Origin of the sequence: Rubrivivax gelatinosus IL144, from assembly GCF_000284255.1 — a bacterium.
Classification (GTDB): Bacteria; Pseudomonadota; Gammaproteobacteria; order Burkholderiales; family Burkholderiaceae_C; genus Rubrivivax; species Rubrivivax gelatinosus_A.
Genome location: NC_017075.1, coordinates 3,568,001 through 3,590,914 on the forward strand (window position 1 = coordinate 3,568,001; position 22,914 = coordinate 3,590,914).

Consider the following 22,914-nt stretch of genomic DNA (forward strand, 5'->3'; position numbering starts at 1 on the left):
TTAGGACAAGCTCGACGGATGCTGATGAAGTCGGATGCCGCAGCCCCGCGCGCGGCCGGAAAGCAGGATCCCCAGGCGCCGGTGGCGCTGGTCGTGGGAAGCGGGTTCGGCGGCATGGCCGCTGCGGTGCGGCTGGCCGCCAAGGGCTACCGCGTCACGGTTCTCGAGAAGCTCGACGCCCCCGGTGGCCGGGCCTACGTGCACCGCCGCGAAGGCCACGTCTTCGACGCCGGGCCCACCATCGTCACCGTACCCTATCTCTTCGACGAGCTGTGGGCGCTGGCCGGGCGCAAGTTCAGCGACGACATCGAACTGAAGTCGCTCGACCCGTTCTACCGCATCCGTTTCGACGACGGCGACCATTTCGATTACAGCGGCGACCCGGCGCGCATGCGTGCCGAGGTGCGGCGCATCAGCCCGTCGGACGCCGAGGGCTTCGAGCGCTTCATGCGCGAGGCCGACCAGTGCTACGAGCTGGGCTTCCGCACGCTGGGCGACAAGGCTTTCGACACCGTCGGCGACCTGATCAAGGCCGCGCCGCTGATCGTCAAGCTGCGCGGCTGGCGCAGCCTTCACCAGATGGTGTCCAGCCATCTGAAGCACCCGAAGCTGCGCATCGCGATGAGCCTGCAGTCGCTGCTCATCGGCGGCAACCCGTTCTCGGTGACGAGCATGTACGCGCTCGTCAACGCGCTCGAGCGCCAATGGGGCGTGCACTGGGCGATGGGCGGCACCGGCGAGCTGATCCGCGGCCTGGTCGACGTCTTCGAGGGCATGGGCGGCACGATGCGGCTGAAGGCCGAGGTCAAGCGCATCGAGGTCGACAACGGCGTCGCCACCGGCGTCACGCTGGCCGACGGCGAGCGCATCCCGGCGGACATCGTCGTCTGCAACGGCGACACCGGCTACCTCTACAAGAACCTCGTCGACGCCCGCTGGCGCAAGCACTGGACCGACGCCCGCATCGAACGCGGCCACTATTCGATGGGCCTGTTCGTCTGGTACTTCGGCACCGACCGCCGCTACGAGGACGTGCCGCACCACATGATGGTGCTGGGCCCGCGCTACCGCGAACTGCTGGACGACATCTTCCGCAAGAAGAAGCTGGCCAGCGACTTCAGCATCTACCTGCACCGCCCGACCGCCACCGACCCGTCGATGGCGCCGGCCGGCTGCGACACCTTCTACGCGCTGATGCCGGTGCCGCACCTGGGCAGCGGCACCGACTGGACGACGCAGGCCGAGCCCTATCGCCAGTCGGTCCAGGAGGCGCTGGAGCGCACCGTGCTGCCCGGCCTGGGCCAGCACCTGCGCGTGTCGTTCTGCACCACGCCGCTGGACTTCCAGCACCGCCTGCTGTCGTACAAGGGCGCCGGCTTCGGCCTGGAGCCGCTGCTGCTGCAGAGCGCCTACTTCCGCCCGCACAACCGCAGCGAGGACGTGAAGAACCTGTTCATGGTCGGCGCGAGCACGCACCCCGGCGCCGGCGTGCCCGGCGTCATCATGTCGGCCAAGGCGCTGGAGTCGGTGCTGCCCGACCCGGCGACGTTCCGCCGCTGAAGCGATCGAAGACGGCCGGCCTTGCCGGCCGCTCTACTTCTCGGCTTCGGCCGGCGTGCCGCTGCCCAGGTCGCCCAGGCCGTAGCGGCGCAGCTTGACGTACAGGCTCTGGCGCGACAGGCCGAGCATTTCGGCCGCCGACGCGCGGTTGTCGCGCGTCAGCTCGAGCGCGGCCTCGATGCACAACTGCTCGATCAGATCGGTGGTCTCGCCGACGATGTCCTTCAGCGGCACGCGGCCGACCAGCTCGGTGAGCTGACCGACCGAACGCGGCAGTTCACGCGTCGTGCGCGCGTCGTGGCCCGCCAGGCGGCGGCCGACGTCGCGGATCGTGAAGCCGAGGAAGGGCCGATCGCCCTGCGCGACCATCGTCGCCGAGATCTCGACGTCGGTGACGGCGCCGTACTCGCCGCGCAGCGTCGTCGCGAACAGCCGCACCTGGCCACGCTGGCGCAGGTTGGAGATCATCACGCTCAGGTCGACGCCGGTGCGGCCGAGCCAGCGGTCCAGCGTCTCGCCCCGCACCTGCTCCTCGGTCGTCAGCTGGGCCAGCTCGACGAAAGCCGAGTTGGCCGAGATCACGCGCCCTTCGAGGTCGGTGACGACCAGGCAGTCGGGCGCGTTCTGCACCAGCTTGAGCAGCATCGAGCCGCTCGTCGGCGTCATCTCGGCGGCGGCCTGGGCCTGCACGCGCGACAGCCGCACGAGGAAGTGCGAGACGAGGTCCTGGCGATAGGTCGACACCGCGACCGTGACCTCGCCGCGGCCGTCGGCCAGTTCGGCCCGACCCTCGTCGGCGCGGCCCGTGGCGCGCACGCCGGCCAGCAGCAGGTTCAGCTGCTCGGCGCCGCGCGCCTCGACGCCGGTCGGGAAGGTCAGGCCGACGAGGCTGCCGGAGCCGCCGTCGGCCAGCAGCCGCGCGGCGGCCGGGTTGGCCTCGAGGATCTTCTGCGTCGTCGCGTCGACGACCAGCACGGCCTCCGACGCGACCTGGAACAGGTGGCGATAGCGCGTCTCGGCGTGGCGGAACTTCCAGTAGTCGCGCTCCATCGCCTGCTGCGCCTCGACCAGGCGCTGCTGCAGCGCGGCGACGGCGCGCAGGTCGCGGCCGAAAGCGAGCACGTGGCCGGGCTTGCCGTCGCCGCCGCCCAGCCGCACGGCGACGAACAGCAGCGGCACCTCGCGGTCGCCGGGCAGCACGAAGTTCAGGTGGCGCCAGCGGATCGCACCGACGGCGTCGGGCGCAGCCTCGCGCAGCAGGGCCTCCACCTTGTCGCGGCTCTCGGGCGTGACGATGTCCACCCAGCGCTTGTCGATCCATTCGGCGCCGGCCTCGCGGGCGAAGTCGTCACCGCCGCAGGCGAGGTCGCGCACGACGCCGTGGGCGTCGATGACCAACGTAATGTCGTTCGCAACCGACAGCAGCGACCCGGCCGTCGCGGCGGTCACGCCGCCGAACGTCTTCTCCGGTGCTCCAAACGGTCTCATTCGGAGACCCGCCTTTCAGCTCATAAAAACTGCGTTGATCGAAACAGCAGCACTTTGTTCATGCGGCAGCTTCCCGAAATCCGGACATCGGCGTCGTGTCTTCATCGCCGTCCCGCTTTCGCTGCCACCAGCCGCGAAGCCAGCTCCGGCGCCTCGCGCGCGTCGCGCGCGGTGCCGTCGGCGCCCGCTTCGGCGGCGCGTTCGGGATGGAGGGCAAAGACCGGGCCCCCGACCAGCACCGCCAGCCCGCGGTTGCGGGAAGCGCGGCGCATCATCGTGACGCCCTCACGAAGCCAATCCAGGCGCGCGTCGACACCGACGGACACCCCGACGACGTCGAACCATTCCCGGCGCACCCGGCGCACGGGATCTATCGATCGGCTGTCAAGTTCGCAGACCACCTCCCAGCCGGCGTGACGGAAGAATTCCGCCACCATCGACAGACCGAAGGTGTGCTGCTCACCGGGGGCCGGCAGCAGCAGTGCGCGGCGGCCCTCGACCGGGACATGCAGGTCATGGCCCAGCGAGGGACTCAGCCCTCGCATGATACGGTGCAGGCGTCCGAGCGCGACCGTCACGTCGCTGAACATCACGAGGTCTTGTTCCCACATCTCGCCCAGACGGCGCGCCGCCGGGGCCAGCAGATCTAGATAGATAAGCTCGACGGGAACGCCGCGCTCGCGCAACTGGCCGACCATCTCGAGCCAGCCGGCATCGCCGGGCGCGAGCGTGAACTCGATGAAGCGGTCGAGGTCGTCGGGCTGCAGCGCGGCGTCGGGATCGACACGGGTTCCGCGCGCCAGCAACGGCACGACCTCGCCTTCGATGCTGCGCACCAGGCGGGCCAGGTGCTGCGGCAGATGACTTTCGCAGAGGGCGACCTGATCGCCTTCGACGGTCGACAGCCGATCGACCCTCGCGGCGCAGGCAGCCGGACTCACGACCGGACTCCGGGAGACGGCGCGCAGGCTTCGCGGCGACCTTCGCGCACGCCCGACGCCCCGCGCGCGCAGCGCGTCAGCGAACCGGGTGTTCCGGCGTCGGTCATGCGTACAACTCCCAAGCGCGGGCGAACGGTACCCGCACGACTCAAGGGTAGTGTCAGGTTCGCATGACGTCAACCCCTGTTGACATCAGGGGTGTCCCCGTCTAGATTCTGTGCCATGGGTCACAAGACCAACCTCGATCGCGGACCCACGGCGCCGCGCGTGCCTCCGCTGTACACGCCCGAAGAGCGCATTCGGCGCGACCGCTCGCCCTGGACCATCGTGCAGGGTGTGCTGGCGCCGCTGCAGTTCCTCGTCTTCCTCGTCAGCCTCGTGCTCGTCGTGCGCTACCTGATGACAGGTCAAGGCCACGACGCCGCGACGATCTCGATCGTCGTCAAGACGGTGGTGCTCTACACCATCATGATCACCGGCGCGATCTGGGAGAAGGACGTCTTCGGCGTCTACCTCTTCGCCCCCGCCTTCTACTGGGAAGACGTGTTCAGCATGCTCGTACTGGCACTGCACACGGCCTACCTCGTCGCGCTTACGACTGGCTGGCTTGATGACCGTCAACAAATGTGGCTGGCACTCGCAGCCTACGCGACCTACGTCATTAACGCCGGACAGTTCATCCTTAAGCTGCGGGCCGCGCGATTGAGCGCCCAGTCGGAAGCCTACGCATGAATGCCGTCATCGACATCGCCCCTGCCCCGATGCAGCAGGGCTGTGGCGACGCCCCTGTCCTGCACGAACGCGGGCAGCGTGAGGTGTTCTGCGGTCTCGCGGGCATCGTCTGGCTGCACCGCAAGATCCAGGACGCCTTTTTCCTCGTCGTCGGGTCGCGCACCTGCGCCCACCTGCTGCAGTCGGCTGCCGGCGTGATGATCTTCGCCGAGCCGCGTTTCGCGACGGCGATCATCGACGACCGCGACCTCGCCGGCCTGGCCGACGCCAACGCCGAGCTCGACCGCGTCGTCACGCGCCTGCTCGAACGCCGCCCCGACATCAAGATGCTGTTCCTGGTGGGCTCGTGCCCGTCGGAAGTCATCAAGCTCGACCTGTCGCGTGCCGCCGAGCGCCTGTCGCGCAACTTCTCGCCGCGCGTGCGCATCCTGTCCTATACCGGCAGCGGCATCGACACCACCTTCACGCAAGGCGAGGACACCTGCCTGGCCGCGCTGGTGCCCGAGCTGCCGGCCAGCGAGCAGCGCGCGCTGATGGTCGTCGGCTCGATCGCCGACATCGTCGAGGACCAGTTCCGCCGCGTCTTCGACGGCCTGGGCATCGGCCCGGTGCATTTCTTCCCCGCACGCCACGCCGGCGACATGCCGCCGGTCGGCCCGGGCACGCGCTTCGTGCTCGCCCAGCCCTTCCTGGCCGACACCGCACGGGCGCTCGAGGCGCGCGGCGCACGACGCCTGGCTGCGCCCTTCCCGTTCGGCGCCGAAGGCACCACGCTGTGGCTGCAAGCCATCGCGCGCGAGTTCAACGTCGAGGCGACGAAGTTCGTCTCGGTCGTCGGCCCGCGCCGCGAGCGCGCGGCACGCGCGCTGGCCCGCCACCGCACGCAGCTCGAAGGCCGCAAGGTCTTCTTCTTCCCCGATTCGCAGCTTGAGGTGCCGCTGGCCCGCTTCCTCGCGCGCGAAATGGGCATGGTGCCAGTCGAGGTCGGCACGCCCTACCTGCACCGCCAGCTGGTGGCGTCCGAACTGGCGCTGCTGCCCGCGGGCACCCCGCTGTCCGAAGGCCAGGACCTGGAGCGCCAGCTCGACCGCTGCCGCGCCGCGCGCCCGGACATCGTCGTCTGCGGCCTGGGCCTGGCCAATCCGCTGGAAGCCGAAGGGCTCACGACCAAGTGGTCGATCGAGCTCGTGTTCACGCCGGTGCACGGCTTCGACCAGGCCGCCGACCTGGCCGAACTGTTCACGCGCCCGCTGGAACGGCGCACGAGACTGGTCGCTTGACATGCAGTTGACGCTCTGGACCTACGAAGGCCCGCCGCACGTCGGCGCGATGCGCGTCGCCACCGCGCTGGACGACGTGCACTACGTGCTGCACGCGCCGCAGGGCGACACCTACGCCGACCTGCTGTTCACGATGATCGAGCGGCTGCCGCGCCGCCCGCCGGTCACCTACACCACCTTCCAGGCCCGTGACCTCGGCGGCGACACCGCGGAGCTGTTCAAGACCGCCTGCTCCCAGGCCTTCGAGCGTTTCCGCCCGAACGCGATGCTGGTCGGCGCTTCGTGCACGGCCGAGCTGATCCAGGACGACCCGGGCGGCCTGGCGCGCGCGCTGGCGCTGCCGATTCCGGTCGTGCCGCTCGAGCTGCCCTCGTACCAGCGCAAGGAGAACTGGGGCGCGTCGGAGACCTTCTATCAGGTCGTGCGCACGCTGGCCGGCCCGCGTGCGCCGGCCCCCGGCACGCCGCGTCCGGCGCGCGAGCCCGGTGCCAAGCCCTGCTGCAACCTGCTCGGCCCGACGGCGCTCGGCTTCCGCCACCGCGACGACGTGCGCGAGATCACCGGCCTGCTGAACGAGCTCGGCATCGAGGTGCGCACCGTCGCGCCGCTGGGTGCCTCGGCCGACGACATCGCGCGCCTGGGCGAAGCCGATTTCAACGTCGTGCTCTACCCCGAGACCGCGCAGCAGGCCGCCGGCTGGCTGCAGCGTTTCTTCGGCCAGCCGTTCACGAAGACGATCCCGATCGGCGTCAAGGCGACCAAGGCCTTCATCGCCGAGGTGCTGCAACTCGCCGGCCTGCCGGCGGACACGCCGCTGCCCGACGCGCTGTCGCGCTCGCCCTGGTACTCGCGTTCGGTCGACTCTACCTATCTCACCGGCAAGCGTGTCTTCATCTTCGGCGACGCCACGCACGCCATCGCCGCGGCGCGTGTCGCGACCGAGGAGATGGGTTTCACCGTCGTCGGCCTGGGCACCTACAGCCGCGAGTTCGCACGCGACGTGCGCGACGCGGCCAAGCACTACGGCGTCGAGGCGCTGATCACCGACGACTATCTGGAAGTCGAGGCCAAGGTCGCCGAACTGCACCCCGAGCTGGTGCTGGGCACGCAGATGGAACGCCACATCGCCAAGCGCCTGGGCGTGCCCTGCGCGGTGATCTCGGCGCCGGTGCACGTGCAGGACTTCCCGGCGCGCTACTCGCCCCAGATGGGCTTCGAGGGCGCCAACGTGCTGTTCGACAGCTGGGTCCACCCGTTGATGATGGGCCTGGAAGAGCACCTGCTGACGATGTTCCGCGGCGACTTCGAGTTCCACGATGGCGCCGCCGCCTCTCATCTGGGACGCGCCGCCGTGCCGCCGCCGGCCGCTGCGCCTGCGCCCGCCGCCGAATCGTCGGACGTCCCCGCGGTCGCCGAGACCGCAACCGCTGCGGCCACCGTGGCCGCGCCTGCCGCCTCCGCTCCGATCACCGTCGCCCAGTGGGCACCCGACGCGCAGAAGGAGCTGCAGAAGATCCCCTTCTTCGTGCGCGGCAAGGCCCGTCGCAACACCGAGCGATTCGCCGCCGAGCGCGGCCTCGCGACCATCACCGTGGAAACGTTGTATGACGCCAAGGCGCACTTCGGGCGTTGACGCGACGCCCATCCGGGTCGTCATCGTCACGATGGACACCCACCTCGCGAGCGCTGCAGAGCGCGCGCGGGTGAACCTCCGCCGCGAACTTCCGGGGCTGGAGCTGACGCTGCACGCCGCTTCCGAGTGGGCCAACGAGCCCGAGGGACTGCAGCGCTGCATCGAGGACATCAAGCACGGCGACATCATCGTCGTGACGATGCTCTTCCTCGAGGACCACTTCATGCCGCTGATGCCGGTGCTCCAGGAGCGCCGCATGCAGTGCGACGCGATGGTCTGCGCGATGTCGGCCGCCGAAGTCGTCAAGCTGACGCGCCTGGGCGGCTTCGACATGGACAAGCCGGCCTCGGGGCCGCTGGCGCTGTTGAAGCGCCTGCGCGGCAACAAGGACAAGGCCGCCACCGGCGGCGCCGCGCAGATGAAGATGCTGCGCCGCGTGCCGCAGCTGCTGCGCTTCATCCCCGGCACGGCGCAGGACGTGCGCGCCTATTTCCTGTCGCTGCAGTACTGGCTGGGCGGCTCGGAAGAGAACGTCTTCAACATGGTGCGTTTCCTCGTCGACCGCTACGCGGCCGGCGAACGCGCCGCGCTGCGCGGCCGCGGCAAACCCGCGGCGCCGGTCGAGTACCCGGACATCGGCGTCTACCACCCGCGCATGAAGGGCCGCATCGGCGAGGACGCCGCGGCGCTGCCCAAGGTCGTCAAGGACGGCGAGAGCCAGGGCCGTGTCGGCCTGCTGCTGCTGCGCTCGTACCTGCTGGCCGGCAACTCGGCGCACTACGACGGCGTCATCGCGGCGCTCGAGGTCCAGGGCTTGCAGGTCGTGCCGGCCTTCGCCTCGGGCCTGGACTCGCGCCCGGCGATCGAACGCTTCTTCATGAAGGACGGCAAGCCGACGGTCGACGCCGTCGTCTCGCTGTCGGGCTTCTCGCTGGTCGGCGGCCCGGCCTACAACGACGCGCGTGCCGCCGAGGAGATCCTCGCCCAGCTCGACGTGCCCTACATCGCCGCGCATCCGGTCGAGTTCCAGACGCTGGGCGACTGGGGCGCCTCCGACCGCGGCCTGCTGCCGGTGGAAAGCACCATCATGGTGGCGATCCCCGAGCTCGACGGCGCGACCAGCCCGACGATCTTCGGCGGCCGCTGCGGCGCAGCCGGCACGACCTGCGCCGGCTGCGACAAGGGCTGCCAGTTCAGCAGCAGCGACAACTCGCAGGACATGCGCAGCTGCTCGGAACGCACCGCGACGCTGGCCGCGCGTGTCGCCCGCCTCGTGTCGCTGCGCCGCGCCCAGCGCGCCGAGCGCAAGGTCGCGGTCGTCATCTTCAACTTCCCGCCCAACGCCGGGAACATCGGCACCGCGGCCTACCTGTCGGTCTTCGAGAGCCTGTACGAGACGCTCAAGGGCATGAAGGCCCAGGGCTACAGCGTCGAGCTGCCGGAAAGCGTCGACGCGCTGCGTGACGCGGTGCTGAAGGGCAACGCGCAGACCTACGGCGCCGACGCCAACGTGCACGCCTTCATCCCGGTCGACGACCACGTCCGCCGCGAGCGCTGGCTGAAGCAGATCGAAGCCCAGTGGGGCCCGGCGCCGGGCCGCCAGCTGACCGACGGCCGCTCGATCTTCGTGCTCGGCGCGCAGTTCGGCAACGCGCTGGTCGCGATCCAGCCGAGCATGGGCTACGAAGGCGACCCGATGCGCCTGCTGTTCGAGCACGGCTTCGCGCCGACGCACGCGTTCTCGGCCTTCTACCGCTACCTGCGCGACGACTTCAAGGCCGACGCGGTGCTGCACTTCGGCACCCACGGCTCGCTGGAGTTCATGCCCGGCAAGCAGACCGGCATGTCGGGCATGTGCTGGCCCGACCGCCTGATCTCGGACCTGCCGAACTTCTACCTCTACGCCTCGAACAACCCGTCCGAAGGCGCGATCGCCAAGCGCCGCGCCGCCGCGACGCTGATCAGCTACCTGACGCCGCCGGTGGCCCAGGCCGGCCTGTACCGCGGCCTGCTCGAGCTGAAGGCGTCGCTGGAACGTTGGCGCGCGCTCGATCCGGCAGCCGCCGAACGCGCCGAGTACGTGTCGGTGATCCAGGCCCAGGCCGCCGAGCTCGAACTCGCCACCGCCGAACCCGACTGGACGCAGGATCAGGCCGAAGCCGAGGTCCAGCGCCTGACGGCGGCCGTGCTCGAACTCGAGTACACGCTGATCCCGCACGGCCTGCACGTCGTCGGCAAGCCGCTGACCGAAAGCCAGCGTGTCGACATGCTGATGTCGATGGCCGGCGACACGCCGCCGGAGCGTTCGGTGGTCGAGGCCATCGTCGCCGGCAAGGCCGTCAGCGGCCACGACGATCTGGTGCGCGCCAACAAGCTGCTGGCCCAGGACACCGAGGTGCCGGGCATTCTGCGTGCGCTCGACGGCCGCTTCGTGCCGCCGGCGCCGGGTGGCGACCTGCTGCGCACGCCGGAAGTGCTGCCGACCGGGCGCAACCTGCACGGTTTCGATCCGTTCCGCATTCCCAGCGCCTTCGCCGTCAAGGACGGCACGCGCCTGGCGCAACTGCTGCTGGACCGCCACGTCGCCGACGGCAACGCGCTGCCCGAATCGGTCGCGCTCGTGCTCTGGGGCACCGACAACCTGAAGACCGAAGGCGGCCCGATCGGCCAGGCCCTGGCGCTGATGGGCGCGACGCCGCGCTTCGACAGCTACGGCCGCCTCGCCGGCGCGACGCTGATCCCGCTGGAGCAGCTCGGCCGTCCGCGTGTCGACGTCGTCATCACGCTGTCGGGCATCTTCCGCGACCTGCTGCCGCTGCAGATCAAGCTGCTGGCCGAAGCCGCCTACCTGGCCGCCACCGCCGACGAGCCGGTCGAGCAGAACTTCGTGCGCAAGCACGCCCTGGCCTACCAGCAGCAGCACGGCTGCGACATGGAGACCGCGGCGCTGCGCGTCTTCGGCAACGCCGACGGCACCTACGGCTCCAACGTCAACAACCTGGTCGAGAACGGCCGCTGGGACGACGAGGACGAGCTCGCCGAGACCTACAGCCGCCGCAAGGGCTTCGCCTACGGCCGCGCCGGCAAGCCGATGCAGAAGGCCGAGCTGCTGCAGAGCGTGCTCGCCGACGTCGACCTCGCCTACCAGAACCTCGACTCGGTCGAGCTGGGCGTGACGACGATCGACACCTACTTCGACACGCTGGGCGGCATCAGCCGCGCGGTGCGCCGCGCCAAGGGCGGCACCGCGACGCCGGTCTACATCGGTGACCAGACCAAGGGTGACGGCACCGTGCGCACGCTGTCCGAGCAGGTCGCGCTGGAGACCCGCACGCGCATGCTCAACCCGAAGTGGTACGAAGGCATGCTGGAGCACGGCTACGAAGGCGTGCGCCAGATCGAGGTCCACGTGACGAACACGATGGGCTGGTCGGCGACGACCGGCCAGGTGCAGCCCTGGGTCTACCAGCAGCTCACCGAGACCTTCATGCTCGACCCCGAGATGCGCGAGCGCCTCGCGCGTCTGAACCCGGCCGCCTCCGCCAAGGTGGCCAACCGCCTGATCGAAGCGTCCGAGCGCCAGTACTGGAGCCCGGACCCTGAAGTGCTCGAAGCCCTGCGCCGCGCCGGCGAAGAGCTGGAAGACCGCCTCGAAGGTGTATACGAAGGAACTCCAGCATGACGATGACCCGGGGGCAGTACGCCCGGATGACGGAGACGCAGGCATGAGCACGGCCACGATCTCCCCCAGCCAGATCGGCCGCGGCGCACGCCCGGACGGCGAAGGCAGCGTTCAGGTGCAGATGGAAACCGGAGCCAAGATCGGCAACGCCAAGGTGTTCGCGATCTACGGCAAGGGCGGCATCGGCAAAAGCACGACGTCGAGCAACCTGTCGGTGGCCTTCAGCAAGCTCGGCAAGCGCGTGCTGCAGATCGGCTGCGACCCTAAGCACGACTCCACCTTCACGCTGACCAAGCGCATGGTGCCCACCGTCATCGACGTGCTCGAGACGGTGAACTTCCACCCCGAGGAACTGCGTGTCGAGGACTTCGTCTTCGAAGGCACCAACGGCGTGATGTGTGTCGAGGCCGGCGGCCCGCCCGCGGGCACCGGCTGCGGCGGCTACGTCGTCGGCCAGACCGTCAAGCTGCTCAAGGAGCACCACCTGCTCGAGGAAACCGACGTCGTCGTCTTCGACGTGCTCGGCGACGTGGTCTGCGGCGGTTTCGCCGCCCCGCTGCAGCACGCCGACCGCGCGCTGATCGTCACCGCCAACGACTTCGACTCGATCTTCGCCGCCAACCGCATCGTCCAGGCGATCGGCGCCAAGGCGAAGAACTACAACGTGCGCCTGGGCGGCATCATCGCCAACCGCTCCGACGCCACCGACCAGATCGACAAGTTCAACGAGCGCATCGGCATGCGCTCGCTGGCGCGCATCCCGGCGCTGGACGTCATCCGCAAGAGCCGGCTGAAGAAGGCCACGCTGTTCGAGATGGAAGAAAGCCCCGAGGTGCTGGCGGTGCAGGCCGAGTACCTGCAGCTCGCCCAGCGCCTGTGGGACGGCGTCGACCCGCTGTACTGCGAGCCGCTGAAGGATCGCGACATCTTCGACCTGCTGGGCTACGACTGATCGCCATGGAGAACACCAGCTATCAGAACCGCCGCGGCGAGGTCGAGCACTACTTCGACCGCACCGCCGCCCAGACCTGGGCGCGGCTGACTTCCGACGCCCCGGTCAGCGGCGTGCGCGCCACCGTGCGCGCCGGCCGCGACCGCATGCGCACCACGCTGCTGTCGTGGCTGCCGCAGGACCTGCGCGGCCGGCGCGTGCTCGACGCCGGCTGCGGCACCGGCGCGGCCTCGATCGAACTCGCGCGCCGCGGCGCCGAGGTCGTCGCGATCGACCTGTCGCCGACGCTCGTCGGCTACGCCCGCGAGCGCCTGCCCGAGTCGCTGGGCCCGGGCTCGATCGACTTCCGCAGCGGCGACATGCTCGACCCGGCGCTCGGCCGCTTCGACCACGTCATCGCGATGGACTCGGTGATCCACTACGACGCACCCGACGCCGTCGCCGCGCTGTCCCGGCTCGCCGAGCGCACCTCGACCTCGATGGTCTTCACCTTCGCGCCGCGCACCGCGCTGCTGTCGCTGATGTGGACCGTCGGCAAGCTGTTCCCGCGTGGCGACCGTTCGCCGGCCATCGTGCCGGTGGCGCCCGAGCAGCTGCGTTCGCTGATGGCGGCGCACCCCGGCCTGCAAGGCTGGCAGTGGGGCCGCAGCGAACGCATCTCCAGCGGCTTCTACACCTCGCAGGCCACGGAGTGGAAACGCACGTGAAGGCCGCCCCGGCCCTGCCCGAACCGCTGCGCGAATGGCTGCGGCGCGTCGTGCCGCGCCTGATGCCGTTCGCCGACGCGGCCAGCCCCGGGCTGCCGCTGCCGCGCCTGCTGCGCCTGGCCCTGTTCCAGGTCTCGGTCGGTCTGGCCAGCGCGCTGCTGGTCGGCACGCTCAACCGCGTGATGATCGTCGAGCTCGGCGTGCACGCCTGGGTGGTGTCGATGATGGTCGCGCTGCCGATGCTGGCCGCCCCGTTCCGCGCCTTCATCGGCTTTCGCTCCGACGTCCACGCCTCGGTGATCGGCTGGCGCCGCGTGCCCTACATCTGGCTGGGCACGCTGATGCAGTTCGGCGGCCTGGCGATCATGCCGTTCGCGCTGCTGGTGCTCACCGGCCAGGGCCAGCTCGGCCTGGGCTGGGTCGGCCAGATCTTCGCCGGCATCTCGTTCCTGCTGGTCGGTGCCGGCCTTCAGACGACGCAGACCACCGGCCTGGCGCTGGCCACCGACCTGGCGAGCGAGGAATCGCGCCCGCGCGTCGTGGCGCTGATGTACGTGATGCTGCTCGTCGGCCTGGTCGGCGGCGGCATGACCTGCTCGGCGCTGCTGTCGGACTTCTCCGAGCAGCGTCTGGTGCAGGTGGTGCAGGGCGCAGCGGTGCTGACGATCGCGCTGAACCTCTTCGCCGTCTGGAAGCAGGAAGCGCGCGACCCGAACCGCCGCCGCAGCAAGGACGAACCGGCGCCGGAGTTCCGCACGATGTGGCGCGGCTTCATCGAGCAGCCGCAGGCGCGGCGCTTCCTCTGGATGGTCGGCCTGGGCACGGCGGCCTTCAACATGCAGGACATCGTGCTCGAGCCCTACGGCGGCGAGATCCTGAAGCTGAGTGTCGCGGCCACCAGCACGCTGACCGCGCTGCTGGCCGGTGGCGCGCTGGTCGCGTTCGCGCTGGCTGCGCGCATGCTGGCGCGCGGCTGGGATCCGCTGCGGGTCGCCGCGCTGGGCGCGGTCTGCGGCCTGCCGGCGTTCGCGCTGGTCGTCTTCGCCGCACCGCTCGACTCACCGGCGATGTTCCGCATCGGCACGGTGATGATCGGTTTCGGCGGCGGTCTGTTCTCGGTCGGCACGCTGACGGCGGCGATGGGAATGGAGCGCAAGGAGCACGTCGGTCTGGCCCTCGGCGCCTGGGGCGCCGTGCAGGCCACGGCGGCCGGCGGTGCAATTGCAGCCGGCGGCGCGGTGCGCGACCTCGTGTCGAGCATGGCGACGCAGGGCCTGCTGGGCCAGGTGCTGGTCAGCCCCGTGACCGGCTACAGCGTCGTCTATCACTTCGAGATGATTCTGCTGTTCGCGGCGCTGATCGCCATCGGCCCGCTGGTGCGTCGCGCGGGGCGGCGACAGCAGCCTGAGCAAAACCAATTCGGACTGGCCGATTTCCCCGGCTAGCGAGATTCGCGAGAAGGAGAACCCCATGGGAACCGGTGCCATCACATCCTACGTCGACGTTGCGCAGCTCGTGCTGTACGCCTTTTGGGCGTTCTTTGCGGGCCTTTGCTACTACCTGATCCGCGAGAACCATCGCGAGGGCTACCCTGAAATGGACAGCGGCACGGGCCGCGGCGTCATCACCGGCTGGCCGGTGCCCGAAGCCAAGACCTTCAAGCTGGCCGACGGCCACGAGCACATCGTGCCGAAGGCCGAAGCGCCGCAGGACAACCTGGCGGCCGAACCGGCCCACGGCTGGATCGGCGCGCCGCTGGTTCCGACCGGCAACCCGCTGCTGGCCGGCGTCGGCCCGGGCGCCTGGACCGAGCGCGCCGATCGTCCCGACGTGGACGTCGACGGCAACGTCCGCATCCTGCCGCTGCGCCTGGTCGAAGGTTTCGACGTGGCCAAGCAGGACAGCGATCCGCGCGGCAAGCCGGTCTACGGTGCCGACGGCGCCCAAGCCGGTACCGTGACCGACCTGTGGGTCGACACGCCGGAAAACCTGTTCCGTTACTTCGAGGTCGAACTCGCCGAAGGCGGCCGCAAGGTCCTGCTGCCGGTGAACTTCGCGATCCTCAAGCGTGACGCGGTCAAGGTCACGGCGCTGCTGGGCCACCAGTTCGCCGACGTCCCGGCGACCAAGCATCCCGAGCAGGTCACGATGCTCGAGGAAGAGAAGATCTGCGCCTACTACGGCGCCGGCACGCTGTACGCCGAGCCCTCGCGGCAGGAGCCCCTGCTGTGACACACGGCCACCGGCACACCACCGGGCACGAGCACGATTACGAGCCCGTGCACGGACTGCCGGAGGTCCTCCCTGCCGAGGAGCACATCCTCTGGCAGGGCAGTCCCGATTGGCGCGCCCTCGCACGGCGCGCCTTTCACGTGCCTGCGCTGGTGCTGTATTTCGCCGCCGTCCTGGCGGCCCGTGCCGGTTACGTGCTGAGCCAGGGCGGCAGCGCCGGCGATGCACTGCGCGCGCTCGTCGTACTGCTGCCTCTGGTCTTCTTCGCGCTCGTGCTGATCACCGGGCTCGCCTGGCTGACCGCGCGTGGCGCCGTGTACACCATCACCGACCGGCGCGTCGTCATGCGCATCGGCATCGTGCTGACGGTGACCTTCAACATCCCGTTCAAGCGCATCGCGGCCGCCGGCCTGCGCCGTCACCGTGACGGCAGCGGCGACATCCCGATCACGCTCGTCGGTGGCGACCGCATCGCCTACCTCCACCTGTGGCCGCACGCCCGTCCGTGGCGCTACGCCAAGCCGGAGCCGATGCTGCGCTGCGTTCCCGATGCCGAGGCGGTGGCCCGGCAGCTGTCGGAGGCCTGGTCGCGGGCCACCGAGCTGCCCGCCGTGCCCGCCTCCGCGGCCGACGGCAAGCCCGCCGCCGGAACGTTTGCCGGACACGGTGCCGCTGCATGAGCGACAACGCGTCCCGCTCCCAGGATCTGCCGCGTGCAGCGCTGATCGCCATCGGCGTGCTGCTCGCTGCCGTCATCGTCGGCGTCGCCGCGGTGCGCATGAGCGGGCAGACCATTCGCGCGCCCGACGGCGATGCCGTCGCGACGCGTGCCCTCCGATTCGAGGATCGACCCGACGGCAGCATCGCCGTCATCGATGGACGCGACGGCGTCCAGCTCGATTCGGTGCAGGGCGAGGCCGGGTTCCTCCGTGGGGCCCTGCGTGCACTCGCCCGCGAACGCATGAAGCGGGGTCTCGGCCCCGAACAGCCGTTCGAACTCGTCGCCCGGAACGACGGTCGACTGACGCTGATGGACCCGGCGACGGGCCAGCGCATCGACCTGGAGTCCTTCGGCCCGACCAACGCTGGCGTGTTCGCACGCCTGCTGAAGGTCGACCCCCAGCAGGCCCCGGCCCGCTGACACACCACGGAGACCCTCATGCTCGCGACCCCGACGATCGAATCACCCGAAGAGGCCGCCCGCCGGGCCAAGGAGAGCACGCTCCTGAGCCCGCGCTTCTACACCACGGACTACGCCGCGATGAACGCGATCGACGTCTCGTCGATCCGCGCGGAGTGGGACGCGATGCTGGCCGAGTACGAGGGCGACAACAACCACGACCACTTCCAGCGCACGCCCGAGTTCCCGCAGGAAGTGGCCGAACGTTTTTCGCAGGTGTCGCCGGAGCTGCGCCAGGAGTTCCTGGACTTCCTGGTGTCGTCGGTGACGTCCGAGTTCTCCGGCTGCGTTCTCTACAACGAGATCCAGAAGAACGTCGAGAACCCCGACGTCAAGGCGCTGATGCGCTACATGGCGCGCGACGAGTCGCGCCACGCCGGGTTCATCAACCAGGCGCTGCGCGACTTCGGCCTGGGCATCGACCTGGGCGGCCTGAAGCGAACCAAGGCCTACACCTACTTCAAGCCGAAGTACATCTTCTACGCGACCTACCTGTCCGAGAAGATCGGCTACGCGCGCTACATCACGATCTACCGCCAGCTCGAACGCCACCCCGACAAGCGTTTCCACCCGATCTTTCGCTGGTTCGAACGCTGGTGCAACGACGAATTCCGCCACGGCGAGTCGTTCGCGCTGATCCTGCGTGCGCATCCGCACCTGATCACGGGCCCGAACCTGCTGTGGGTGCGGTTCTTCCTGCTGGCCGTGTACGCGACGATGTACGTGCGCGACCACATGCGGCCCCTGCTGCACGAGGCGATGGGGCTCGAGTCGACCGATTACGACTACCGCGTCTTCCAGATCACCAACGAGATCTCCAAGCAGGTCTTCCCGATCTCGCTGGACATCGACCATCCGGCGTTCCGCGCCGGCATGGAGCGCCTGGTGCACGTGAAGACCAAGGTGGATGCCGCCAAGGCGCGCGGCGGCCTCGTCGGCCGCCTGCAGCAGGCGGCGTGGGCCGCGGCCGGTGCCGCGACCTTCGCCCGCATGTACCTGATCCCGGTGCGCCGTCACGCGCTGCCGGCCCAGGTGCGCATGGCCCCGGCATGGTGAAAGCGAGGACAGGATGCTGAGCGTGGCGATCCCGGTGCTGTTTGCGGTGTTCGTCTGGTGGTTCAGCACCGGGCTGATCCTGTTGCTGGACGGGCTGCCGCGGAAGACCTTCCGCTGGAGCCTGGTCATCTCGACGGCGCTCGCCGCGACGGCGTTCGCCGCGCTGGTGCACACCGCGGGCAACACGACGCCGGCGGACGCCTACTGCGCCTTCACCTGCGCGCTGCTGGTCTGGGGCTGGCACGAGCTGGCCTTCCTGACCGGCTGGATCACCGGCCCGCGCAAGACCGCCACGCCGGCCGGCGCCAGCACCTGGACACGCTTCGTGCACGCCATCCAGGCCATCCTGTGGCACGAGATCGCCATCATCAGCGTCGGTGTCGCCATCGTCGCCGTCACCTGGGGGGAGCCCAACCAGGTCGGCACCTGGACCTACATCGTGCTCTGGACGATGCGCGCCAGCGCCAAGCTCAACCTGTTCCTGGGCGTGCGCAACCTGAGCGAGGAGTTCCTGCCGGAGCACCTGAAGTACCTCGTCAGCTTCTTCCGCCGCCGGGCGATGAACCTGCTGTTCCCGATCTCGGTGACGGTGCCGACGATCGTCGCCGGCCTGATGGTCAACGAAGCGCTGCTGCCGGGCACCGCGCCGGCGATGCACGTCGGCCTGCTGCTCGTCGCGACGATGCTCGGCATGGCCGTGATCGAACACTGGATGATGGTCCTGCCGCTGCCGGTCGCCGCGCTGTGGCGCTGGGCCCTGCGTTCGCGCGAGCCGGGGGAGCCGCACGATCCCCCGCCGTTGCTCGTGCCCCCTTCCGACAACAACCTGCTCCATGCCCGCTGACCTGCGCGTCTCGTCCGAGTTGCAGGCCTGCCGCGAACTGATGCGCGGCGGCTCGAAGTCCTTCTTCGCCGCGTCGCTGCTGCTGCCGCAGCGCGTGCGCACGCCGGCCACGGCGCTGTACGCGTTCTGCCGCGTCGCCGACGACGCCGTCGACCTGAGCGGCGACCCGCACGCCGCGATGGACGAGCTGCGCACGCGGCTGGACGCGGTCTACGCCGGCACGCCGGCGCCGATCGCCGCCGACCGCGCGCTGGCCAGCACCGTGCACCGCTACGGCGTGCCGCGCGTGCTGCTCGACGCGCTGCTCGAAGGTTTCCTCTGGGACGCCGACGGCCGGCGCTACGACACCATCGCCGACGTCGAGGCCTACGGTGCCCGCGTCGCCGGCACCGTCGGCGCGGCGATGGCGCTGATCATGGGCGTGCGCTCGCCGCAGGCCCTGGCGCGCGCCTGCGAGCTCGGCGTCGCGATGCAGTTCACCAACATCGCGCGCGACGTCGGCGAGGACGCGCGCAACGGCCGCCTGTACCTGCCGCGCGAATGGCTGGTCGAAGCCGGCCTGGACGTCGACGCCTGGCTGCAGAACCCGGTGCACTGCCCCGAGGTCGCGCAGACCGTGCGCCGGCTGCTGCGCGCCGCCGACGAGCTGTACGAACGTTCGGAGCACGGCATCGCCGCCCTGCCCCGCGACTGCCGCCCGGCGATCCGCGCCGCGCGCCTGGTCTACGCCGAGATCGGCCGCATGCTGGAGCGCCAGGGCCTGGACTCGGTGAACCACCGCGTCGTCGTGCCGGCGCGCCGCAAGGCCGCGCTGATGGCCCGTGCCGCGTCGGCCGCCTTCAACACGCCCGGGCGCGCCTACATCTCGATGCCGCCGCTGCCGGCGATCCAGTACCTGGTCGACGCCTCGGTTGCGGCGCCTGCACCCACCGTGCCGCACCGCCCGCCGCAGCGTTCCTTCGACGAACGCATCGGCTGGGTCATCGAGCTGATGGAGCGCCAGGCCGCCCGCCGCGGCGTCTGACAGCGCGCGTCCGGCGCGCGACGTTCTCGGGATTCGGCTTGATTTCCATCAATCCACCCTCGGGCGGCGCCAACAAGTGGCGCGACGGCGGACGCGAAGCGCGCTAGATTCTCGCCATGGTCGAGAAGGTCTTCGCTGCGATCGGGCTGGCTGTCTGCGTCGCCCTGCTGCTGGGCATGCTGATGGGCCGTGGCCGCATCGCGCAGATGCTGCAGCGCACGCGCAGCGCCTGGCGCTGGAGCCGGCAGCGCCGCAGCGCCCAGCGCGAAGCCGTCGAGGTCATCGAACGCGCACGCCGCGGTGCGCCGAACGTCAGGCGCGAAGGCAACGTCTACCGCCCGAGTTCGTTCAACGGCCGCCGCGCCGACGATCACCAAGAGTGAGCCGGCGCTCCGCCGGCTCCGCCCTCAGCTGCGGCGCGGCATGCGCCAGGGCAGCATCAGCCGCACCGGCAGCGTGATCACACGCGGCAGCAGCATCGTCTCGTGCACCGAGGTCACGACCTCACCGAGCAGCCCCGAACGCACCATCGAACGCGCATAGAACGGCGTGTCCTCGAGCGTCTGCTCGACGAACGCCGGCACGCCGGGTTCGGTGCGCATCGTGCGGTCGATGCGCCACAGCGTCGTCGGCAGCGGCTGGCGCGGCGGCGCCTCGAAGCTCTCGGTGCTGCCGTCGAGCAGGAAACGCTCGGCGATCACGCGGTCGCCGTCGCGCTTCTGGCGCACGTCGTAGATCACCGCGGTGCTGCCGTCGGCCATCGTCGCGCGCGACCAGTCCCACTCGCGGAACGGGCGGTCGATCGGCTCGTCGCCTTCGTTGGAATCGACGTAGGCATGGCCGCTCCAGCGCGCGTTCGGGCTGTCGAGCTCGACCTCGATGCGGCTGCAGGGCGCGATCGGCCCCCAGCGGTGGCGTCCGCCGCTGTCCAGCGAGGTGACGAAGCGGCACAGCGCCTTCGGCCAGACGCGCACCCGGCCCTTCACGCGGCGCGGGATCGGCACGCCGATTTCGTCGAACTCGACGAGCAGCGACTCGCCGTCCCAGTGCAGCCGGCTCGGGCCGATGACGAACTCGTCGCGGCTGCGGCGCATCCAGCGGCGGCCGCGTTCGGTCATCGTCCAGCGCTTGCCGGCGTCGCCGTACAGCGCGATGTTCAGCGCGCAGTGGTTCTCGGGGTCGGCCCGGTCGGCGTTCGGGCCGCCGGCCCAGGCGTAATACGGGGAGAAGACGCTGCCGACGAAGGCGATGAAGGTCAGGCCATGCCGCCCGTCGTCGCTGACCGCGTCGACATACCACCAGAGATAACCACCCGGCGGGACCGGCTGGTCGAATCGAGGTGCGCCATCAGCGTCTCGGCCGCCAGCCGGCCGGACATCGCCGCCATCGGCACGCCCGGCCCCGGGTGCACGCTGCCGCCCGCCAGGTACAGGCCCGGCAGCCGGCTCGTCGACGAGGCCCGGTGGAACGAGGACATCCAGCCGTGCGTCGCCGGGCCGTACAGCGCTCCCCCCGTCGCCGGGAACAGGCGCTCGAAGTTCGCCGGCGTCACCAGCCGGTGCGTCTGCGGGCTCCAATCGATCGTCAGGCCGCACTCGCGCATCAGCGCCAGACTCCGCTGCTCGCATGGGTCGGTCTCCGAATGGTCGAAGGGCCGTCGGTCCCCGTCGGCCGGTGCGTTCACCAGGCACAGCAGGCGCTCGGGAGCGTCCGACCCGATTCCTTCGTCGGTGCGGTCCTGCGCACAGACGTAGACGGTGCCGCGCCGCGGAAGCTGGCGCTGGCGGAAGATGTCGTCGAACTCGGACGCGTAGTCCTCGTCGAAGAATACGTTGTGGCGTACCAGCGGGAAGCCGCTGGTGCGGGCGTTGACCAGCCAGGTCAGCGCCGAGAGCGATCGCCTGGCCGGTGCCACCGCGGCCGTCGCGCGGCGCGGCGGGTCGCCCAGCAGGCCCTGGGCGAGCGCGTTGACGTCGCCGTTGAAGACCACCGAGTCGGCGGTGATCTCTTCGCCGCCGGCCAGGCGCACGCCGACCGCACGGCCGTCGCGCACGAGGATCTGCTCGCAGCCGCAGCCGTAGCGCGTCTTCACGCCGCGGGCCTCGGCCAGCGCCGAGAAGGCCTTGGCGACGGCGTGCATGCCGCCTTCGACGGCCCAGACGCCATCGAGCTCGACCTGGGCGACCAGCATCAGCGTCGCCGGCGCCATCCACGGCGAGGCGCCGCAGTAAGTGGCGTAGCGCGCGAACAGCTGCTGCAGCTTCGGATCGCGGAAGTGCCGCGACAGCGAGCGCCAGAGGTTGGAGAACGGGCCGATCTGCATCAGCGCCATCAGGCCGCGCGGCCCGAGGTCGCCGACCATGCTGCCGAGCGTCGGGCGCTCGGAGCGGATGTACGGGCCTTCGAGGTGGTCGTAGAGCTGGCGTGCCTGGCGGCAGAAGCCGAGGAAACGCTGCGCCTCCTGCGGGCCGCTGAACTCGCCGATCGCCTCGGCCGAGCGCCGGATGTCGGCGAACAGGTCCAGCCGCGGCTCGTGGCCGCGCCAGGCGTGGCGCGCGAGCACGCCCAGCGGCTGCAGCTTCAGGTGCTCCTCGACCGTCGCGCCGGCGGCGGCGAAGATCTGGTCGAAGACCCAGCGCATCGTGAAGACCGTCGGGCCGGCGTCGACCGGTGCGCCGTCGACCATCACCTGGCGCATCTTGCCGCCCGGCGTGGCCGCCTTGTCGACCAGCGTCACGTCCAGGCCGCGCGCGGCCAGCAGCAGCGCGCTCGTCAGCCCGGCGATGCCGGCGCCGACGACGACGACGCGGTGCGTGCGCAAGGGCTCAGCCATAGCGCCGGCCCTTCCATTCGCCTTCGATGGACAGCGGCACGAAGCGCACGAACATCGACTCGGAGAAGAAGTCGCGCGAGGCGACGATCGCGCGCTGGTGCGCGCCGCTGCGCGCATAGGCGTCCATCGCGGCGACGCTGTCCCAGACGCTGAAGGTGGCCTGGCGCAGGAACGGCGCCTCGCCCAGGCCGACCGCCAGGCGGCAACCCTGAGCCTGTTCGAGCGAGTCCTGCGACGGCCCGGCGTTGGGCCAGAAGCGGTGGGCCTGCGACGGGCGGATCGAAGCCCGCGTCAGCGCCGCCACCGGGCCGTCGACGGGCGCCGGCGAGCCGACACGCACCTTCTGGCCGTCCCAGCTGCCGCGTGCGCTGTACGGCCGTGCCTTGACGATGCACAGCTCGCGCGCGTTGCGGCGATAGGTCTGGACGAGGTCGGAGCGGCCGATGAAGGCGTCGGCCGCGGCCTCGTCCTCGAAGAGCACGAACAGGCCCTGCCGCGTGCCGCTCGGGCGCAGGCCGAAACCGCCTTCGTAGCCGGTTCCGAGCTGCTTGACGAAACGCGCGCCGGGCTCGGCCAGCGCCGGCGCGGTGCCGGCGACGAAACGGCCGTAACCCCACAGGCGCGCGGCCGGGGCCACGTCGATCAGCAACAGGACGAGCACGTCGCCGCCGGCGGTGGACCGGGGCGACGTTGCGGCGGAAAAAGAAGAAGCCGCCGGGCCCTGTTGCGAGGCGCCGGCGGCGTTGCTGAGTTCGTTCGTCATTCGGAAC

Annotated in this window: 20 protein-coding genes; 15 read left to right on the forward strand and 5 right to left on the reverse strand. The window is 70.3% G+C overall.

Annotated elements, in window-relative coordinates; genetic code table 11:
- The first annotated feature begins 18 nt into the window (after positions 1-18).
- Positions 19-1,560 carry a phytoene desaturase gene (locus RGE_RS16280; RefSeq protein ID WP_014429542.1) on the forward strand — a complete coding sequence of 514 codons (1,542 nt, stop codon included), beginning with the start codon at positions 19-21 and terminating at the stop codon, positions 1,558-1,560.
- Between the two features lie 33 nt (positions 1,561-1,593).
- Here the strand turns inward: RGE_RS16280 and ppsR are convergent, their stop codons facing one another.
- Complete coding sequence (gene ppsR, locus RGE_RS16285; protein ID WP_148280212.1) at positions 1,594-3,009, reverse strand: transcriptional regulator PpsR; 1,416 nt, start codon at positions 3,007-3,009, stop codon at positions 1,594-1,596.
- A gap of 140 nt (positions 3,010-3,149) precedes the next feature.
- A complete protein-coding gene (locus RGE_RS16290; RefSeq protein WP_014429544.1) occupies positions 3,150-3,989 on the reverse strand; it encodes a cobalamin B12-binding domain-containing protein in 840 nt (279 codons plus the stop codon).
- 222 nt (positions 3,990-4,211) lie between these two features.
- Between RGE_RS16290 and bchF the strand changes: the two genes are divergently transcribed.
- The 14 genes from bchF (at position 4,212) to RGE_RS16360 (ending at position 19,694) form a co-directional block, all read left to right on the forward strand.
- Positions 4,212-4,721, forward strand: a complete 510-nt coding sequence (bchF, locus tag RGE_RS16295) for a 2-vinyl bacteriochlorophyllide hydratase (protein ID WP_014429545.1) — start codon at positions 4,212-4,214, stop codon at positions 4,719-4,721.
- Complete coding sequence (locus RGE_RS16300) at positions 4,718-6,001, forward strand: ferredoxin:protochlorophyllide reductase (ATP-dependent) subunit N (RefSeq protein ID WP_014429546.1); 1,284 nt, start codon at positions 4,718-4,720, stop codon at positions 5,999-6,001. Before bchF ends, RGE_RS16300 begins: the two co-directional genes overlap by 4 nt.
- Position 6,002: 1 nt before the next feature.
- Positions 6,003-7,634 (forward strand): ferredoxin:protochlorophyllide reductase (ATP-dependent) subunit B, encoded by a 1,632-nt coding sequence (gene bchB / locus RGE_RS16305; RefSeq protein ID WP_014429547.1) that lies wholly within the window; start codon positions 6,003-6,005, stop codon positions 7,632-7,634.
- Positions 7,606-11,316, forward strand: a complete 3,711-nt coding sequence (locus RGE_RS16310; RefSeq protein ID WP_014429548.1) for a magnesium chelatase subunit H — start codon at positions 7,606-7,608, stop codon at positions 11,314-11,316. Before bchB ends, RGE_RS16310 begins: the two co-directional genes overlap by 29 nt.
- Before the next feature lie 43 nt (positions 11,317-11,359).
- Complete coding sequence (gene bchL / locus RGE_RS16315; RefSeq protein WP_014429549.1) at positions 11,360-12,268, forward strand: ferredoxin:protochlorophyllide reductase (ATP-dependent) iron-sulfur ATP-binding protein; 909 nt, start codon at positions 11,360-11,362, stop codon at positions 12,266-12,268.
- A 5-nt stretch (positions 12,269-12,273) separates the two neighbouring features.
- A complete protein-coding gene (gene bchM, locus RGE_RS16320) occupies positions 12,274-12,975 on the forward strand; it encodes a magnesium protoporphyrin IX methyltransferase (protein ID WP_014429550.1) in 702 nt (233 codons plus the stop codon).
- Positions 12,972-14,420, forward strand: a complete 1,449-nt coding sequence (locus RGE_RS16325) for a BCD family MFS transporter (RefSeq protein WP_014429551.1) — start codon at positions 12,972-12,974, stop codon at positions 14,418-14,420. Before bchM ends, RGE_RS16325 begins: the two co-directional genes overlap by 4 nt.
- Positions 14,421-14,445: 25 nt before the next feature.
- The gene (puhA, locus tag RGE_RS16330; protein ID WP_014429552.1) at positions 14,446-15,207 is read left to right on the forward strand and encodes a photosynthetic reaction center subunit H; all 762 of its coding nucleotides are present in this window, start codon (positions 14,446-14,448) and stop codon (positions 15,205-15,207) included.
- A complete protein-coding gene (gene puhB / locus RGE_RS16335; protein WP_014429553.1) occupies positions 15,204-15,887 on the forward strand; it encodes a photosynthetic complex putative assembly protein PuhB in 684 nt (227 codons plus the stop codon). Before puhA ends, puhB begins: the two co-directional genes overlap by 4 nt.
- On the forward strand, positions 15,884-16,348 hold the full coding sequence (puhC, locus tag RGE_RS16340; protein WP_014429554.1) for a photosynthetic complex assembly protein PuhC: 465 nt from the start codon (positions 15,884-15,886) through the stop codon (positions 16,346-16,348). The genes puhB and puhC overlap by 4 nt, the downstream gene beginning before the upstream one ends.
- Positions 16,349-16,366: 18 nt before the next feature.
- Positions 16,367-17,443 carry a magnesium-protoporphyrin IX monomethyl ester (oxidative) cyclase gene (gene acsF / locus RGE_RS16345; protein WP_014429555.1) on the forward strand — a complete coding sequence of 359 codons (1,077 nt, stop codon included), beginning with the start codon at positions 16,367-16,369 and terminating at the stop codon, positions 17,441-17,443.
- A gap of 13 nt (positions 17,444-17,456) precedes the next feature.
- On the forward strand, positions 17,457-18,287 hold the full coding sequence (gene puhE / locus RGE_RS16350; protein WP_014429556.1) for a putative photosynthetic complex assembly protein PuhE: 831 nt from the start codon (positions 17,457-17,459) through the stop codon (positions 18,285-18,287).
- Complete coding sequence (locus RGE_RS16355) at positions 18,277-19,311, forward strand: phytoene/squalene synthase family protein (RefSeq protein ID WP_014429557.1); 1,035 nt, start codon at positions 18,277-18,279, stop codon at positions 19,309-19,311. The genes puhE and RGE_RS16355 overlap by 11 nt, the downstream gene beginning before the upstream one ends.
- A gap of 116 nt (positions 19,312-19,427) precedes the next feature.
- Positions 19,428-19,694 carry a hypothetical protein gene (locus RGE_RS16360; RefSeq protein WP_043784206.1) on the forward strand — a complete coding sequence of 89 codons (267 nt, stop codon included), beginning with the start codon at positions 19,428-19,430 and terminating at the stop codon, positions 19,692-19,694.
- Positions 19,695-19,718: 24 nt separating this feature from the next.
- Here the strand turns inward: RGE_RS16360 and RGE_RS16365 are convergent, their stop codons facing one another.
- The 3 genes from RGE_RS16365 to RGE_RS16375 form a co-directional block, all read right to left on the reverse strand.
- Positions 19,719-20,429 carry a carotenoid 1,2-hydratase gene (locus RGE_RS16365; RefSeq protein WP_173391625.1) on the reverse strand — a complete coding sequence of 237 codons (711 nt, stop codon included), beginning with the start codon at positions 20,427-20,429 and terminating at the stop codon, positions 19,719-19,721.
- A 137-nt stretch (positions 20,430-20,566) separates the two neighbouring features.
- Positions 20,567-22,144, reverse strand: a complete 1,578-nt coding sequence (crtD, locus tag RGE_RS16370) for a 1-hydroxycarotenoid 3,4-desaturase CrtD (RefSeq protein ID WP_014429559.1) — start codon at positions 22,142-22,144, stop codon at positions 20,567-20,569.
- The gene (locus RGE_RS16375; RefSeq protein WP_014429560.1) at positions 22,137-22,907 is read right to left on the reverse strand and encodes a hypothetical protein; all 771 of its coding nucleotides are present in this window, start codon (positions 22,905-22,907) and stop codon (positions 22,137-22,139) included. The genes crtD and RGE_RS16375 overlap by 8 nt, the downstream gene beginning before the upstream one ends.
- Between the last annotated feature and the right edge of the window lie 7 nt (positions 22,908-22,914).